The organism is Mycobacterium shunyiense (genome assembly GCF_058270035.1).
Genome location: NZ_JBZDPT010000040.1, coordinates 257351 through 273161, shown reverse-complemented (window position 1 = coordinate 273161; position 15811 = coordinate 257351). Strand labels below are relative to the sequence as shown.

At 68.0% G+C, this 15811-nt stretch carries 18 protein-coding genes; 6 read left to right on the top strand and 12 right to left on the bottom strand.

Annotation, left to right across the window (positions count from 1 at the left end):
- Positions 1–57: 57 nt before the first annotated feature.
- Together AC4ELS_RS22640 and guaB are read right to left on the bottom strand one after the other, a co-directional pair.
- Positions 58–1185 carry a GuaB3 family IMP dehydrogenase-related protein gene (locus tag AC4ELS_RS22640; RefSeq protein ID WP_499049484.1) on the bottom strand — a complete coding sequence of 376 codons (1128 nt, stop codon included), beginning with the start codon at positions 1183–1185 and terminating at the stop codon, positions 58–60.
- A 38-nt stretch (positions 1186–1223) separates the two neighbouring features.
- Positions 1224–2765 (bottom strand): IMP dehydrogenase, encoded by a 1542-nt coding sequence (guaB, locus tag AC4ELS_RS22635; RefSeq protein WP_055109737.1) that lies wholly within the window; start codon positions 2763–2765, stop codon positions 1224–1226.
- Positions 2766–2923: 158 nt separating this feature from the next.
- Between guaB and AC4ELS_RS22630 the strand changes: the two genes are divergently transcribed.
- Entirely contained in the window at positions 2924–3328 is a 405-nt protein-coding gene (locus tag AC4ELS_RS22630; protein ID WP_003882245.1) for a DUF5319 domain-containing protein, read from the top strand.
- Here AC4ELS_RS22630 and AC4ELS_RS22625 read toward each other — a convergent pair.
- The 3 genes from AC4ELS_RS22625 to AC4ELS_RS22615 form a co-directional block, all read right to left on the bottom strand.
- Positions 3319–4506: an anti-sigma-D factor RsdA gene (locus AC4ELS_RS22625; RefSeq protein WP_498885321.1), complete on the bottom strand. Its 1188-nt coding sequence runs from the start codon at positions 4504–4506 to the stop codon at positions 3319–3321. The genes AC4ELS_RS22630 and AC4ELS_RS22625 overlap by 10 nt on opposite strands.
- Positions 4499–5077 carry a sigma-70 family RNA polymerase sigma factor gene (locus AC4ELS_RS22620; protein ID WP_055109741.1) on the bottom strand — a complete coding sequence of 193 codons (579 nt, stop codon included), beginning with the start codon at positions 5075–5077 and terminating at the stop codon, positions 4499–4501. The genes AC4ELS_RS22625 and AC4ELS_RS22620 overlap by 8 nt, the downstream gene beginning before the upstream one ends.
- A 101-nt stretch (positions 5078–5178) precedes the next feature.
- Positions 5179–5976: a tetratricopeptide repeat protein gene (locus AC4ELS_RS22615; protein ID WP_499049385.1), complete on the bottom strand. Its 798-nt coding sequence runs from the start codon at positions 5974–5976 to the stop codon at positions 5179–5181.
- 437 nt (positions 5977–6413) lie between these two features.
- On the opposite strand from AC4ELS_RS22615, the gene AC4ELS_RS22610 reads away from it, so the two are divergent.
- Complete coding sequence (locus AC4ELS_RS22610) at positions 6414–6704, top strand: WhiB family transcriptional regulator (RefSeq protein WP_055111427.1); 291 nt, start codon at positions 6414–6416, stop codon at positions 6702–6704.
- A gap of 89 nt (positions 6705–6793) precedes the next feature.
- Here the strand turns inward: AC4ELS_RS22610 and AC4ELS_RS22605 are convergent, their stop codons facing one another.
- The gene (locus AC4ELS_RS22605; RefSeq protein ID WP_448446049.1) at positions 6794–7138 is read right to left on the bottom strand and encodes a DoxX family protein; all 345 of its coding nucleotides are present in this window, start codon (positions 7136–7138) and stop codon (positions 6794–6796) included.
- A 95-nt stretch (positions 7139–7233) separates the two neighbouring features.
- Here AC4ELS_RS22605 and AC4ELS_RS22600 point away from each other — a divergent pair, with 95 nt between their 5' ends.
- Positions 7234–8100 carry a sigma-70 family RNA polymerase sigma factor gene (locus AC4ELS_RS22600; RefSeq protein WP_448445712.1) on the top strand — a complete coding sequence of 289 codons (867 nt, stop codon included), beginning with the start codon at positions 7234–7236 and terminating at the stop codon, positions 8098–8100.
- Here AC4ELS_RS22600 and AC4ELS_RS22595 read toward each other — a convergent pair.
- Positions 8097–9554: an amidase gene (locus AC4ELS_RS22595; RefSeq protein WP_499049382.1), complete on the bottom strand. Its 1458-nt coding sequence runs from the start codon at positions 9552–9554 to the stop codon at positions 8097–8099. The genes AC4ELS_RS22600 and AC4ELS_RS22595 overlap by 4 nt on opposite strands.
- Before the next feature lie 173 nt (positions 9555–9727).
- On the opposite strand from AC4ELS_RS22595, the gene AC4ELS_RS22590 reads away from it, so the two are divergent.
- Together AC4ELS_RS22590 and AC4ELS_RS22585 are read left to right on the top strand one after the other, a co-directional pair.
- Positions 9728–10192: an OsmC family protein gene (locus AC4ELS_RS22590; protein ID WP_448445716.1), complete on the top strand. Its 465-nt coding sequence runs from the start codon at positions 9728–9730 to the stop codon at positions 10190–10192.
- Between the two features lie 42 nt (positions 10193–10234).
- The gene (locus AC4ELS_RS22585) at positions 10235–10642 is read left to right on the top strand and encodes a nitroreductase family deazaflavin-dependent oxidoreductase (RefSeq protein WP_055109748.1); all 408 of its coding nucleotides are present in this window, start codon (positions 10235–10237) and stop codon (positions 10640–10642) included.
- Positions 10643–10662: 20 nt separating this feature from the next.
- Here the strand turns inward: AC4ELS_RS22585 and AC4ELS_RS22580 are convergent, their stop codons facing one another.
- Positions 10663–11211, bottom strand: coding sequence for a TetR/AcrR family transcriptional regulator (locus AC4ELS_RS22580; RefSeq protein ID WP_498885329.1), 549 nt, complete (start codon positions 11209–11211; stop codon positions 10663–10665).
- Between the two features lie 136 nt (positions 11212–11347).
- Here AC4ELS_RS22580 and AC4ELS_RS22575 point away from each other — a divergent pair, with 136 nt between their 5' ends.
- Entirely contained in the window at positions 11348–11749 is a 402-nt protein-coding gene (locus AC4ELS_RS22575) for a hypothetical protein (RefSeq protein ID WP_499049380.1), read from the top strand.
- Positions 11750–11777: 28 nt separating this feature from the next.
- Here the strand turns inward: AC4ELS_RS22575 and AC4ELS_RS22570 are convergent, their stop codons facing one another.
- From AC4ELS_RS22570 to AC4ELS_RS22555, 4 genes are all read right to left on the bottom strand, one after another.
- The gene (locus AC4ELS_RS22570; RefSeq protein ID WP_499049378.1) at positions 11778–12560 is read right to left on the bottom strand and encodes an enoyl-CoA hydratase; all 783 of its coding nucleotides are present in this window, start codon (positions 12558–12560) and stop codon (positions 11778–11780) included.
- Positions 12557–13591, bottom strand: a complete 1035-nt coding sequence (locus AC4ELS_RS22565) for a zinc-dependent alcohol dehydrogenase family protein (RefSeq protein ID WP_499049376.1) — start codon at positions 13589–13591, stop codon at positions 12557–12559. The genes AC4ELS_RS22570 and AC4ELS_RS22565 overlap by 4 nt, the downstream gene beginning before the upstream one ends.
- 109 nt (positions 13592–13700) lie before the next feature.
- Positions 13701–14288 carry an HD domain-containing protein gene (locus tag AC4ELS_RS22560; protein WP_064960840.1) on the bottom strand — a complete coding sequence of 196 codons (588 nt, stop codon included), beginning with the start codon at positions 14286–14288 and terminating at the stop codon, positions 13701–13703.
- A 14-nt stretch (positions 14289–14302) separates the two neighbouring features.
- Positions 14303–15754 carry an FAD-dependent oxidoreductase gene (locus tag AC4ELS_RS22555; RefSeq protein ID WP_499049374.1) on the bottom strand — a complete coding sequence of 484 codons (1452 nt, stop codon included), beginning with the start codon at positions 15752–15754 and terminating at the stop codon, positions 14303–14305.
- Between the last annotated feature and the right edge of the window lie 57 nt (positions 15755–15811).

Below are 15811 nucleotides of genomic sequence, written 5' to 3'. Positions count from 1 at the left end.
GCACAACCCTGGTGCAGAAAACGGCGCAGCGGGCCCGGTCTGGGGATCCCGCCGAGATCAGGAACCGACCGTCAGGCCGACCTTCTGGAATTCCTTGAGATCGCAGTACCCGGCCTTGGCCATCGATCGGCGCAGACCGCCGACCAGGTTCAACGAGCCGAACGGATCGTCGGACGGTCCGGTGAGCACCTGCTCCAGGCTGGGCCGCTCCCCGACCGCCACCTGCAGCAGCGCGCCCCGCGGCAACGACGGGTGAGCCGCCGCCGACGGCCAGAACCAACCGCTGCCCTGCGCCTCGTCGGCCACCGCCAGCGGGGTACCGAGCACGACGGCGTCGGCGCCGCAGGCGATCGCCTTGGCCAGGTCGCCAGAGGTGTGGATGTCGCCGTCGGCCAGCACGTGCACGTAGCGGCCGCCGGTCTCGTCGAGGTATTCACGACGGGCGGCCGCCGCGTCGGCGATCGCCGTGGCCATCGGCACGCTGATGCCGAGCACTTCGTCGCTCGTGGTGACACCGGCAGTGGAGCCGTAGCCGACGATCACGCCGGCCGCGCCGGTGCGCATCAGGTGCAGCGCGGTGCGATGGTCGAGCACGCCGCCGGCCACCACCGGCACGTCGAGCTCGGAGATGAAGGTCTTCAGGTTGAGCGGCTCGCCGTCGGACGCGACCCGCTCGGCGGAGATGATGGTGCCCTGGATGACCAGCAGGTCGATCCCGGCGGCCACCAGCGTCGGGGTCAGGGCCTGAGCGTTCTGCGGGCTGACGCGGACCGCCGTGGTCACGCCGGCTTCGCGGATGCGCGCGACCGCCGCGCCGAGCAGGTCGGGGTCCAGCGGGGCGGCGTGCAGCTGCTGCAGCATGCGGATCGCCGCCGAGTCGTCGTCGGCGTTCGCCGCGACATCGAGGACCTTCGCGATCTTCTCCTCGACATCGGCATGCCGGCCGATCAGCCCCTCGCCGTTGAGCACGCCGAGACCGCCGAGGCGCCCCATCTCGATCGCGAACTCCACCGACACCAGCGAGTCGGTCGGGTGTGCGATGACCGGAACCTCGAAGCGGTAGGCATCGAGCTGCCAGGCCGTCGAGACATCCTGGGACGAACGGGTGCGCCGCGAGGGCACGATCGTGACGTCGTCGAGCTCATAGGTACGGCGGGCGGTCCTGCCCATGCCGATTTCAACCATGTCGCGCATGACTGTTCTTAGTCTCCTGCCCCACCGATTCAGCGGGTGTAGTAGTTGGGGGCCTCGACAGTCATGGTGATGTCGTGCGGGTGGCTTTCCTTCAACCCGGCCGCCGTGATCTGGACGAACTGCGCCTGCTGCAACTGCTCGATGGTCGCCGAGCCGGTGTAGCCCATGGCTGCCCGCAGCCCGCCGGTGAGCTGGTGGATCACCGAGCCCAGCGGCCCCCGGAACGGCACCCGGCCCTCGATGCCCTCGGGCACCAGCTTGTCCTCGGAGAGCACGTCGTCCTGGAAGTAGCGGTCTTTGGAGTAGGACTTGCCACCGCCGCGTCCCTGCATGGCACCCAGCGAGCCCATGCCGCGGTAGCTCTTGAACTGCTTGCCGTTGACGAAGATCAGGTCGCCCGGCGACTCGGCGGTGCCGGCCAGCAGCGAGCCCAGCATGGCCGTCGATGCGCCGGCCGCCAGCGCCTTGGCGATGTCGCCCGAGTACTGCAGACCGCCATCGGCGATCACCGGCACGCCGTAGGGCTTGCAGGCGGCGACGGCTTCGAGGATCGCGGTGATCTGCGGGGCGCCGACACCGGCGACCACGCGGGTGGTGCAGATCGAGCCGGGGCCCACACCGACCTTGACCGCGTCGGCGCCGGCCTGCACCAGCGCAGCGGCCGCGGCGCGGGTCGCGACGTTGCCGCCGACGACCTCGACGCGGTCGCCCACGGTCTGCTTCACCCGCGCCACCATGTCGAGCACGCCGCGGTTGTGGGCGTGGGCGGTGTCGACGATCAGCACGTCGACTCCGGCGTCGACCAGTGTCATGGCCCTCGCCCAGGCGTCGTCGCCGACGCCCACCGCAGCGCCGACCAGGAGCCGGCCGTCGCTGTCCTTGGTGGCCAACGGGAACTGCTCGGTCTTGACGAAGTCCTTGACGGTGATCAGGCCGGTCAGCTTGCCGTGACCGTCGACGATCGGCAGCTTCTCGATCTTGTGGCGGCGCAGCAGGCCGAGGGCAGCCTCGGCGGACACGCCTTCCTGGGCGGTGATCAGCGGCGTCTTGGTCATCACCTCGGCGACGGGCTTGTTCTCGTCGACCTCGAAGCGCATGTCGCGGTTGGTGATGATCCCCACGAGTTGCCCGGCCTCGTCGACGACCGGGAGCCCCGAGATCCGGAACCGGGCGCACATCGCGTCGACCTCGGCCAGGGTGTTGGTGGGCGAGCAGGTGACCGGGTCGGTGACCATACCGGCCTCCGACCTCTTCACCGTCTCCACCTGGGCGGCCTGTTCGGCGGCCGGAAGGTTGCGGTGCAGCACGCCCATCCCACCGGCGCGGGCCATCGCGATGGCCATCCGCGATTCGGTGACGGTGTCCATCGCGGAGCTGACCATCGGCACCCGCAGGCGGATGTTCCGGGTCAGCTGGCTCGAGGTGTCAGCGGTGGCCGGGACCACATCCGAGGCAGCAGGCAGCAGCAGGACGTCATCAAAGGTGAGACCGAGCATCGCGATCTTGGTGGGATCGTCGCCGCCGGTCGACACCGGTACGGCAATGGGAACGCTGCTTTCAGCGATCGACATGGGTGGGGCCTCCAGTGGCAGGCGTGGGGCTTATAACCCGATTCTATCGGCTCGGTTATTGACAGTGATGTTGCCGTTCCTTGCACCTCAGGGTGCACATCCCCCCGCGCATCAGGACGGCTGGCGCGATACCTGTGCGGCTGCGTAGTGTGGGACTCGTGCGTGACCACCTCCCCCCTGGTTTGCCGCCCGATCCGTTTGCCGATGATCCTTGCGATCCTTCTGCTGCGCTGGACGCGATCGAGCCGGGCCAGCCGCTGGACCCCCAGGAACGGACGGCTGTCGAGGCTGATCTAGCTGATCTCGCGGTATACGAGGCGCTGTTGGCGCACAAGGGAATTCGCGGTCTCGTCGTCTGCTGTGACGAATGCCAGCAGGACCACTACCACGACTGGGACATGCTGCGGGCCAACCTGCTGCAGCTGCTCGTCGACGGCACGGTGCGCCCGCACGAGCCGGCCTACGACCCCGAGCCCGATGCCTACGTGACGTGGGACTACTGCCGCGGCTATGCCGACGCGTCCCTCAACGAGGCCACGTCGGACACCGACGGCTACCGCTGACCGCCGCCTAGCCCCGGCAACAGGGGCACTTCGATCCCCGGCGATGCCGGGCCCTCTCCGTTATGTCCGCCCGACGGGCTTTCGTGACCTCCGCCACTGCTGGGCTCCACAGGCGCGGCCTGCGTAGTACGCACCGACGGCGCGGACGGCACAGATGTCGGCTCGACGGTCGGCGCGACAGTCGTAGTGGTCACCGCGGGCGCTTCGGCCGCCGGTGCGGCCGTGGTGGTCGGCGCCGAGGACGTGCGAGGCGCCGCCGGCGTTGAGGCGGGCGAGGACTCTGTCGCAGTGGCCGGCGCGCTCGTCGTCGGCTCGGCACTGCTCGACGGCGTCGGGGCCGTGGTCGACGACGGCGGCGTCGACGGCTGGCTGGTCGTCGGTTGCGACGTCGGGTTCTCCGATGGCGACGTGGGTGACGTGGACGTCTCCGAACCCGGGCTGGGCTCTGTCGTCGGTGTCGAAGGCCCGGTCGTCGGTGTCGAAGGCGACGTCGGCGTCGTCTCCCCCGGCGTGGACGGGGACTGCGGCGTCGTCGTCACCGTCACCTCGGGTAACACCACCGGCGGTGCATCGGGCGGCACGGTCGCGTTCGGGTCGCGGTTCTCCACCTTGACCGACAGTTGCTGCCACTGGTCGACGAGTTCCTGCTTGCGCTGCTCGTCGCCGACGGTGGCGACCGTGGTCGTGATGGTCTGCAGCTTCTGCTGGGCCTGCTCCCACTGCCCGTCGTCGATCATCTGCTGGACCTGCTTGAGCTCGCTCGACGCCAGTTCGACCCCCACGTCGCGGGTTACCGGCGCGGACCCGAAGACCAATCCGCGCACCCCGTAGAGGGCATCGCCCGGGCCGGAGCCGTACACGGCCGCACCGAACCCGCCGAGGCACAGCACCGCGGCCGCCATGGAGCCCACCAGCGCCATCGGGATGCGCACCCGACCCTGCCCGGTCGCCTTGTCGAGCGCCTTGACGGCCTCACGCGGTGTCGCGATGCCCGCCATCGGGGTTTGTCGTGCGTCGTCGCGCCAACCGGCCAGCAGGACGGCCAGTTCGGCCTCCTCCCGGTCGGTCGCATAGACCTGCCGCTCGAGGGACAGCGCCTCGATGAATTTCTCGGACCGGTTGATCTCGTTGAGGGACGGATCACCACCGTTTGAGGTCCAGCGGCCGAAGTCAGGCATGGTCGCGCCCCGTCGCCATGATCTCGTTCTTCAGCCGGGCGAGCGCACGGTGCTGCGCGACGCGCACGGCGCCGGCGGTGCTTCCGACGGCCTCCGCGGTCTCCTCGGCGCTCATGCCGACGACGATGCGCAGGATCAGGATCTCGCGCTGCTTCTCGGGCAGCACGGACAGCAGCCTGGCCATCCGTTCAGAAGACTCGGTGTCGAGAGCGGTCTGCTCGGGCCCCGCGTCAAGGGAGAACCGCTCGGGCACCACCTCGGTGGGCTCGGCACGGTTCCTGGCTGCCGCGCGATGCGCGTCAGCAACCTTGTGCGCAGCGATGCCGTAGACAAAGGCCAGGAACGGGCGTCCCTGATCCTTGTAGCGCGGCAGCGCCGTAATGGCGGCCAAGCAAACCTCCTGCGCAACGTCATCAGCTGATAGACCACTGCGCTCGGTCGCCCCCACCCTCGCCCGGACATACCGAACGACGATCGGCCGAATGATCTCCAGCACTTCCGAGAGCGCGTTCCGATCACCTGCCACTGCGTCAGCAACGACAATGTCGAGACGGTCTCCCGAACTTGTCATCGTGGGCGATCTCTCCAGCGTTACGTTGCACCGACACTCGGGGCGGATTGGCTCAGCTAAACAATAACGATCGATGAGGCAGGGCCCTGCCGGTGCCAGATCTAGGCGCCGGCCCACACCCCGCCTCTGCGACGCACTGTATCGGCGCCGAGGTCCCGGATCCGGTTGATTTGGGCAGCGTCGTGTGACTCGCTGCCGATGTCGGCCAGCACGCACGCCAACGCCCAGCGCAGCGGGATCAGTCCGAATTTCTCGGTGGCCGGCAGTGCCGCGTCGGCGACCTCCCGCGCGGCGTCGAGCTCGCCGGCACTGCACAGCGCCGCGGCCAGCACGACGTCGGATTTGACGGCGTGGCGCGTCGAGCGGTGACCGGCCGCGGCCGCGACTCCGCATCGGGCATGTTCGACGGCCTCGGCGCCGCGGCCCTGGACCATGGCCAGTTCGGCGCTCACCCACGACAGCCGGATCCGCTGCCGCGAGTCGCCGGGGGTGTCTATGGCGCGAGCCCGGTCGAGCAGTCGGGCCGACACCCCGAACCGGCCCATCCCCAAGGCGTCGGCGGCGAGCCCGACGAGCGCGTCGCCGGCGGCCTCGTCATCGTCGCCGCGGTGCGCCCACGCCTGGCCGTCGGCGCCGCGAGCGCGCGCGTGCCCACCCAGCTGGCGAAGAAACGAGGCGCGGGTGCTGTGGACCAGCGAGACCAACGGACCCGAGTCCTGGCACCGCAGGATCTCGGCAAGCTCGGTGAGCGCACAGGCGTAGCGCCCCTGCCCGCCGGCGGCGACCGCCCGCAGCCAGCGCTCGCGCGGCGTGGTCGCGCCGGGCAGCGGCCAGCGGCCGGGGTCGGCCCCGAAGGCAGCGTCAGCCAGGGCCGCGGCGGCCCCTGCGATTGCAGTCATCGGTCAGCGACGCTATCAATACCGTCGGTACCGCCGGGTTCGTGGGCAACCCGGCACGGACGGATACGCCGGAATTCACGTTGCCGGCGACAATTAGTTAACAATTGATGGCTCGAATGTTAATGGCAGGTCAACTAACTATCGCCCGGCCGGAATAGCGCATGACGACACCTCTGGTCCGAGCAGGGAAAATCCGATGACCTCTAGCAGATCCTTAACACCGATGTCTCGGTCACCGCGTCACAATGATGAACGTGATGTAAATTCTCGACCTGCGGTTATGTCCTTTAGCACATCGGCAAGGTATTGACTCGCTTTATCGGGCCCCCCTAGTTTGTGTGCACGAGCGGTCATCGGCGACATGTGCTCAGTTCGGTTCCACCGACTCAAACCCGCCCACTTTTGGCGAAATGGGCGAGCAGAGAGGGGTTTTCCAAATGCCGCAGCCGCAGCAACTTCCCGGACCCAATGCGGATATCTGGGATTGGCAAATGCAGGGACTTTGCCGTGGAGTCGATTCGTCAGTGTTCTTCCATCCCGATGGCGAGCGCGGGCGGGCCCGGGCGCAACGCGAGGTTCGCGCCAAGGAGATGTGCCGCAGCTGCCCGGTGATCACCCAGTGCCGCACCCACGCGCTCGCCGTCGGCGAGCCCTATGGCATCTGGGGCGGCTTGAGCGAGTCCGAGCGCGAGCTCTTGCTCAAGCGGGGGATCCGCCGCAGCGCCTGAATCCCACAGCAAACTTCACACGCCGAACTGCAGAGGCTCCATTCCGCGAGGGATGGGGCCTTTGCAGTTCCTGGCATCCACAGCCAGGGTCAGCCCGCCAGGAAGGCCCCAAGCGCGAGGACCGCGAGCACGAGGAACACGGCGGGAAAGGCGATGTTGTAGAACACGCCCGCACGGATGTGGGTGATGACGGCGCCGACGAAGAACCCGATCAGCCCGATCGCGGCGGCGATACCCAGCGGCGGGAAGGCCAACAGGCCCACGAGCAGTCCGACCGCGCCCGCGCCCTTGAGCAGTCCGAGGGTCGGTACCCAACTCCGCGGGACACCGACCTCGGCGGAGTTCGCGAGGACGAAGCGGACCGCGGCGAGGTCCGCGACGGCCATCGCCCCATTGGCCACGATGGCGATCGCGACGATCACGGCCGCGATCATGCCGAGTTGTAGGGTCATGATGGTCGTCTCCCATGTTCGGATGCTGCGGTGGTGGTTCACCTTGATGACGTTTCCGACGCCCGGAAGGTGACGCTGTGACCGATCTGGAGACCCTGGCCGCCCGGTTCGAGGAGGATCGGCACCACTTACGCGAGGTCGCCCACCGACTGCTCGGCTCGGTGCATGACGCCGACGACGCGGTCCAGGCCGCGTGGCTGAAAGTGAGCCGGCGCGGCATCGCCGAGGTGACCAATCCGACTGGCTGGTTCACCACGGTGACCGCCCACGAATGCCTCGACCGACTCCGGGAGCGGAAACGCCGCGCGGAAGTGCTCGGCTCCGACGAGCACGTTCCTGCTGCCGTGGCTCCGGCCGCCGAGGAACAGGTGGCCATGGCCGAGTCGGTGGGCCGCGCCCTGCTGGTGGTGCTCGACCGGCTCTCTCCCGCCCAGCGCGTGGCGTTCGTTCTGCACGACGCCTTCGCCGTGCCCTTCGACGACATCGCCGCGCTGCTCGACCGCACGCCGGCAGCCACCAAGAAACTGGCCAGCCGGGCCCGGGAGCGGGTGCGGGGTGCAACCAGCGCGGCTCGCCCCACCGCCGAACACCTGTCCGTCGCGCGAGCTTTCCTGGCAGCCTCGCAGGAGGGCGACCTCGACGCTCTGCTGGAGATCCTCGACCCCGACGTGGTGCGCCGCGTGGACCGAGTGCTCGTCGGCGGGCACATTCCCGTCGAGCTGCGGGGCGCCCGGGAGTTCGTCGAGGAGTCCAAGCTGTTCGCCGCGACAGCGCGCGGCGGCGAGGTCGCCGTTCTCGACGGCGCCGCGGGCATCGTCGTCGCGCCCGCCGGTCAGCTCAAGTCCCTACTGCGCCTTGATATTCGGGACGGCCGGATCCATGTCATCGACATCATCGGCGATCCGGACCGCCTGGCGTCGGTCGACGTGACGTTGGCGGACTAGGCACCCGGAGGTGCCTGGAAGCCACCGATCTGCTGTTCGAGCAGTTCGGCCAGCCGCAGCGGGGTGCGGTCCTCGAACATCGGACCGATGAGCTGCACTCCCACCGGCAGTCCCTCGGCGGACCGCCCCGCCGGTACGGCGGTAGCGGGCAGGCCGGGCATGGTGGCCAGTCCGGCCCAGACGAGCTGGTCGAAGTACGCGTACTCGACACCGTCGACATCGATCCGACGTTCCAACAGATCTGGGTTGTGGTCATGCGGGAACGCCGGAGTCGGCGTGATCGGACACACGACGACATCGAACTCACCGAACAACTGTCGCCAGCCCTGGCGGTGGAGTTCGCGACGGTTGTTCACCTCGATCCAATCGCGGTGGCTCGACACCATTCCGCGCAACCGAGCCGCATCGAGGCTCTGATCGTCTGGGCTCAGGCCGGCGGCGAGGGTTTGCAGCTGCTCGTACGCGTCGACCGGGAATCGCGCCGAGGTGCTGGAAAACAGCAACTGCGTGTACAGCAACGCGGCTTCGGCCAGATCTGGCAGCAGTGGACTGTGTCGTTCGACGCGGGCACCGCTGGAAGCAAGGGCATCCGCCACCCGGCTGATGCCGGCGCGCACCGCGGCTGAGGTTGCGAGGAACGGATGCTCATCGAGGACCAGGACCCGGAAGTCGCCGAGGCCCTCATGACGCGGGGGCGGCAGCGTCACCCGGTGTGCCACACCGAGAGTCAGCGGGTCCGGTCCTGCCATCACGTCGAGCAGGAGTGCGAGATCGCGGGCAGTGCGCGCCATCGGACCGACGACGGCGAGGTCGGACTCGGTCGGCAATGCCGGGGTCGACGGCGGGGTCATACCGCGGATCGCGGCCAGGCCGAGGGTCGGCTTGTGCGCGTAGACGCCGCAGAAATGCGCGGGGGTCCGCAATGATCCGGCGAGGTCGGAGCCGATGGACAGGGCGCCGAATCCCGAGGCCAGGGCCGCCGCCGAGCCACCGGAAGATCCGCCCGAGGTGCGATCGGGATCCCACGGATTGTTGGTGGTGCCGTAGATCTCGTTGAAGGTCTGGATGTCCTGCAGCCCCAACGGGACGTTGGTCTTACCGAGCACCACCGCGCCGGCGGCCTTGAGCCGCGACACCTGTACCGCGTCCGCGGCCGGCCGGAAGTCCCGGAACTGCGGCATGCCCCAGGTCGTGGGCAGCCCCGCCATGTTGTAGGACTCCTTGACCGTCACGGGAATACCCAGCAGCGGCCGGTCTTCGCCCCGGGCACGTGCCCGGTCGGCGTCCCGTGCAGAATCCCGTGCCCGGTCGAAGTCGGGCACACAGATCGCGTTGATCACCGGGTCATCCCGCTCGATCCCAGTGATCGCCGCCTCGGTCAGCTCCACCGAGGACACTTCACCGGCGCGCAACGCGACCGCCAACTCACCGGCCGACTGAAAATTCCACTCCATGAATCCGACGCTAAACGCGCGCTGCGGGAGCCATAAAATCCCACTTCCTGCAACAGCTGGTCCCCCTCGGGTGCGCAGTTCCCCGTAAGCGCGCGGTACCCAGGTTGCGGACAGACAACTCATGCGACGATCCGGTCTGGAAAGCCATCGATCGACTTGTTGAGGAGAGCGGGATGACATCTGAGGAACCCGGGCGCGACACCGCATCGCCGGTCGGTGTGGTGACCGTGGCGGAGACGGGCGCCGGCACCTACACCCAGCAGATCACCGCCGGACGCCACCAACTCATCGCCGACGAGCCCCTCCCGGTGGGCGGCGACGCCGGCCCGAATCCCTATGACCTGGTGCTGGCCGGCCTGGGGGCGTGTACGTCCATGACGGTGCGGATGTATGCCAACCGCAAAGGCTGGCCGCTTCAACAGGTACGAGTGGCGTTGCGGCACTCACGTATTCATGCCAAGGACTGCGCCGACTGTGAGACCTCCAAGGGAATGATCGACCACATCGATCGCGAGATCGAGTTGGTCGGCGATCTCGACGACGCCCAACGGGAACGGTTGATGGGCATCGCCGAGCGCTGCCCGGTACACCAGACCCTCACCTCGTCGGTCCACATCACCACGACCGCGATTTCGTGATCCGCGGGCCTCATCGCGGTGTGCAGGCGTAGGAAGGAAGCCATGGCAGACAACTGGAATGACAACATCATCGCCGAGTTCCGGGCCAATGGAGGCAAGGTCGGCGGTCCGTTCGAGGGTGCGACCCTTCTCCTGCTGCACACCACCGGAGCCAAGTCCGGCAAGGAGCGCGTCAACCCGGTGATGGCGTTCGACCTCGACGGGAAACTCGCCATCGTCGGTTCCTATGCGGGCGCTGATGTCGACCCCGCGTGGTTGCACAATCTGCGCGCGCATCCCGATGCCCACATCGAGATCGGCACCGACGCCTACGACGTACATGCTCGGGAAATGCCGCGGGCCGAGCGCGATGCCGCCTATCCACGGATCGTCGAGAAGGCGCCGGGATTCGGCGAATACCAGACCAAGACCGACCGGGTCATCCCGGTCATCGAGTTGCAGCGGCGATAACCGAAATCAACGCCGGTGGCCTAGTCCGACGCTCGCACAGTAGGCCAGAAGAGCCGGAACAAGCGCTCATCCCAGCCCTCCTGGGCACCGCCGGTCCGGGCGCTTTCGGCGATGTAGGCACCGACCACCGCATCGATCAGCGTCACCGTGTCGACGTCCGCGCGCATCGAAGCATCGGCCTTTGCGGCATCGACCACGGCAGCCAGCGCCGCACGTTGGTCGACGAGGATCCGCCTGAAAACGGCGGTGAATTCGGGATCATCCTCCGTGAGCATCGCCGCCAGGCCACCGAGGCCGATGCCGTCCTCGACCATCCCGACCGCCTGCGCGATGAGCCACCGCAGCCGCTCGGGCGCTGTCGCATCTGGATCCACCGGACCCGGGGACGCGAGGCGCGACAGCGCGCTCGCGAGCATGTCCCGTCGATTTGGATGCCGCCGGTAGATCGTCGTTTTCGCGATTCCTGAGTGCGCGGCCACCGCCTCGACCGTCACGGCGCGAGGTCCGCCGCTCCGCAGCAGGTGCAGCGTCGATTCCGCGATGCCGTCCTCGACCCTTCCCTGCGCCACCGCCCGGCCTCCTTCGCTCGCCAATCGCCTGCCGGGAATATCGCATCCCGGTTATGCGCTACGCTATACGTATCGAACGATACGCTCCGCGTAGCGTTTCGTTCGTCCGCACATTCGATTCCTATGAGGTGATCCCATGCTGAAGGCTTTCCGTCGCATTCCGGTTTCCAACGTCGCGTACGTTCTCCTGCTCGTCGCGTTCGTCGCACTCGGACTGTTCGTCACCGCCATGGCGCTCGGCAGCAACCTGGCGGTCGTCGCAGCGGTTGCAATGATCGCCTGCCTCGGCAGCGCCGTGGCAGGCTTCCGGGCAAGTGCCCGGAGACTGAGTGCTGCCCGGTTACCGGGCGCCCCGACCAACAACGTGAGCATGTTCTCCACCCCGGTCGACCAGGGTCAGGTGGATCGCTATCGCGAGATGTACCGTGCCGAAGGCCAAGTCCGCACCGAAGACCGGACCATGGCCGTCCTTCCCGGTGGAGAATCGAAGAACCTGATTGCCCCCTCGGCGGATACCCGGCACCGCCACGCCGCCTGACGTCGCGACCAGTCGGTGGCGCCGCCGGCTACGTCGACGCCACCGACCAAGTGGGAGAGCGTTTTTCGATGAAGGCCTGCACACCTTCGAGCGCGCTCGGATCCATCATGTTGCAGGCCATCGTCGTGCCCGCGTCGGCGTAGGCAGACTCGATGTCGGCCTCGATCTGCCGGTAGAACAACGCTTTCCCCATCGCGACGGCAACCCGGGGCTTCGCCACGATGCTCGCGACCAGCGCCTCTACCTCGTCGTCCAGGGCGTCCGCTGCCGCCACCCGGTTGACCAGCCCCAGCGACCGGGCCTGCTCGGCAGAGACGAACTCACCGGTGACCAGCATCTCGAAGGCGGCCTTGCGAGGCACGTTGCGCGACAATGCCACTCCCGGAGTCGCACAGAACAGCCCGACATTGACGCCGCTCACCGCCAGCCGTGCGTCGTCGCTCGCCACCGCGAGGTCGCACATCGCGACAAGTTGGCAGCCCGCTGCGGTGGCAAGCCCCTGGACCCGCGCGATCACCGGCACGGGGAGGCGCTGAATCGACAGCATCACTTTGGTGCACTGTTCGAACAATCGCTCGTAGTACGCCAGCGACGGCTCGGCCCGCATTTCCTTGAGGTCATGCCCAGCACAGAAGGCCTTGCCGGACGCTGCCAGGATCACGGTCCGCACGGTCTGGTCTTCGGCCAGCCCGTCGAACGCGTCACCGAGGGCGGTCAGCATCGCCTCCGACAGCGCGTTGAAGGCCTGCGGGCGGTTCAGGGTGAGCGTGACGACCCCACGCTCATCACGGTCCTGAAGGAGCAGTGTCATGGCTCGATCAACACCTTGAGGGCCTCGCGGTCGGCCATCGCGCGGTAGCCGTCGGGGGTTTCGTCGAGACCGATGGTCCGGTCGAACACCCGACCGGGTTCGATGACGCCGTCGAGAACATCGGGCATGAGTTCCTCGATGTAGGCGCGAGCGGGCGCGACACCGCCGGTGAGGGTGACGTTGCGGAAGAACGTGCCGAAACCCATTGGCACTTCGGTGTATTGAGATACGCCCAGCCGGCTGACGCGACCACCGGCGCGGACCGCGTCGAGGGCGGTGGCCAGCGACGGCTCGGTCCCGACACATTCGATCACCGCGTGCGTACCGTCACCGCCGGTGAGTTCGCGGATCTTCTCGACGGCTTCGTCGCCGCGTTCGGCGACGACGTCGGTGGCGCCGAACTCGCGCCCGAGGTCGGTGCGGACCGTGTGCCGGCCGTTCAGGATGATCTGCTCGGCACCCAGCCGCTTGGCGGCCAGCACTGCGCACAGCCCCACCGCACCGTCACCGATGACGGTCACAGAAGATCCCGGCCCCACCCCGGCCGTGACCACGCCGTGGTGACCGGTGCAGAAGACGTCGGACAACGTCAGCAGGGACGGCATGAGCGCCGAGTCCTCCGCCACCGGAAGCTTCACCAGCGTGCCCTGCGCCTGTGGGACGCGCACGGCCTCACCCTGGCCGGCATCGACGCCGGGCGCGCCCCAACCACCACCGTGACGGCACGACGTCTGCAATCCCTCCCGGCAGAAGTCACACGTGTTGTCCGCCCACACAAAGGGGGCGACCACCAGATCGCCGCGCCCCAAACCGGACACGTCAGCGCCGACGTCTTCGACGATGCCGATGAATTCGTGGCCCATCCGCCTGCCACCGTCCTTGTGCGGCATCGACTGGTACGGCCACAGATCGCTACCGCAGATGCAGGCTCGGGTGACCCGCACGATCGCATCGGTGGGTTCCCTCACAACGGGGTCGGGTACGTCCTCGACACGCACGTCGCCGGCCCCATACATCACGGTTGCTCGCATGCTCGGTTCCTTCACTCGTCCGGGTGGCAGGTGAGTCCCAACGTTTCGAGGCTAAGCCCGCGGCAGCTGCTCTGTCCCGGGAGCACCTGATTGTCCGGTCCTGCCAGCTTCAGGCGTCCATCGGGTTGGCCCGGATGCGGTCGGCGCCATTGTTGGCCACCGATGCGGCAGCGGCGCCACCTGGTTTGCGGCCGGCCTGGTCCTCGAAGCACGCGATGAATTCGCGGCCGAACGAATGTCTGGGATATCGCGCGAGGATGTCGGTCCTCACGTCGGTGGGGAACTCCTCCGGCCTGCGTCCGACGACGTCCCAGCCGGTGGCCACCTGCAAGAGGTGCGACTCAGGGTCGGCCGCCGCCGAAATGTCGTCGCGCATGTGCAACACGATGATCTCCGTCGCCCTGCCGGCCCGGTCGGCAGACCACCCGGCCGCCACGCCGAACACCCAGGCCAGGTCCCCACCCGCCTCCTCGAACGACACCCGGTGACTGTCGAACGGGTCGGTGAGCCCGATGTCGTGCAGCAGTGCCGAGACGTAGTAGAGCTCGTCGTCGAAAGCTATGCCATGTGCCGCCGCATACGTCGCGCCCCACAGATATGAACGGATGCAGTGGTTGAGCAAGGCAGGTGAATAGAAGCGCGTTGCCACCGCGAGGGCCGCTGCGGCGGCCGGCGTCTGCGGAAACGTCTCGTCCATGAGTCTTCTCTCCCTCAGAAGTTCAAGCCCGAGAACATGATCCGTCCCGGGTCATACTTCTGTCGAGTAGCGGCCAACCGGGACAGATTGGCGCCGAAATACCGCGACGCCGGTTGGTTCGCCTCGAGATAGTTGACGTAGCCGCCGGCCGAATACGGCGCCACCGCCTGATGGGCGGTGGCCAGCCAGTTGGCTGCTGCCGCAGGCGAACCGGCGGTTTCCACATACCACTGCACCAGTGAGGACTGCCGCCGCCACGGAAAGGCGGTGTCACCCGGACCCACGGTGCCCAGCGCGCCGTCGAGCGCATGCATGATGACGATCGGGCGGCCGGCCCCCGCAGGGAAGGCGTTGAATGCCGCAGCGATTCCCTGAGCCGCGGCCGGGGTGATCGTCGGGAAGACGTCGGATCCGCCGACATAGCCGAGCGGTGACGGGTTGAGATTGTCGGCGGCCAGGAACTTCACCAGATCCAGGTAGTTGAACGTGCGGTTCTCGGTGTTGGCCGGCTGCAGCCCCACGGCCTTGATCACGGCGGCTCCCACGCTGCTGCCCGACCCGGCCGGACAGGTCGCCAGGATGCGACAGTGCGCGCCCTGCGGATCGGTGATGGTGTCGGCCAGTGCCCAGCTGCTGCGGTCGGCGGTACGCAGCCAGTTCTGCCAGCCCAGGAGGACCTGCGGGAAAGACTCCAGCGGGAAATGCAGCCCGACGACGTCCACGTCGCTGGTCGGGAACGTGGCGAAGGTCAGCGCCGTCGTTACCCCGAAATTGCCGCCACCACCGCCGCGCAATGCCCAGTACAGATCCGGGTTCTCGGTGGCCGAGGCCGTCACCCCGGCGCCGCCCGGCAGCACCACGGTCGCCGCCACCAATTGATCACTCAATAGGCCCGCGTGCCGCGATTGGGCACCCAGCCCACCACCCAGGGCGTGCCCCGCGACGCCGACCGACGGGCAGGTACCCGTCGGGATGCCCCGCCCGGCACCGGCCAGCGCCTGGTGAATCGCGTACAGCGAGGTCGCGGGCGTTACCGTCACACGCCCGGTCGCCGCGTCGTAGTTGATGTCACCGGGCAGTTGGCGCAGGTCCAGCACCACCGTGCCGTTGGCTGTCGACGCGCCCACATAGGAGTGCCCGCCGCCGCGCGGAGCGACCTTGAGGTTGTGCGTCGCAGCGAAGGCCAGCGCCCGTTGCACGTCCGCCGCCGATGCCGGGGTGACGACCGCCGCCGGCGTCAGGCCGTTGAAGTTGGTATTGAAAACACTTTTGGCCGAAGCGAATTGTCCACCGCTGTCCGGAAGTACCACTTTCCCGTTGACGGCAGCCGAGAGGTCACCCCAGCCGGCCGGATCCGCACTGGCCCGGCTCGACCCGAACACCGCGCCGACGGCCAACGCGCCCACGGCGCCGCGCAGGAACGTCTGACGCGAGACCCCACGCGGCGACTCCCGCGGTTCCGTCATATCCGCATTGTGAGCTGCCCGGGATCAAAAACCCCGCTCATGCTTGGCGTGTCGCGC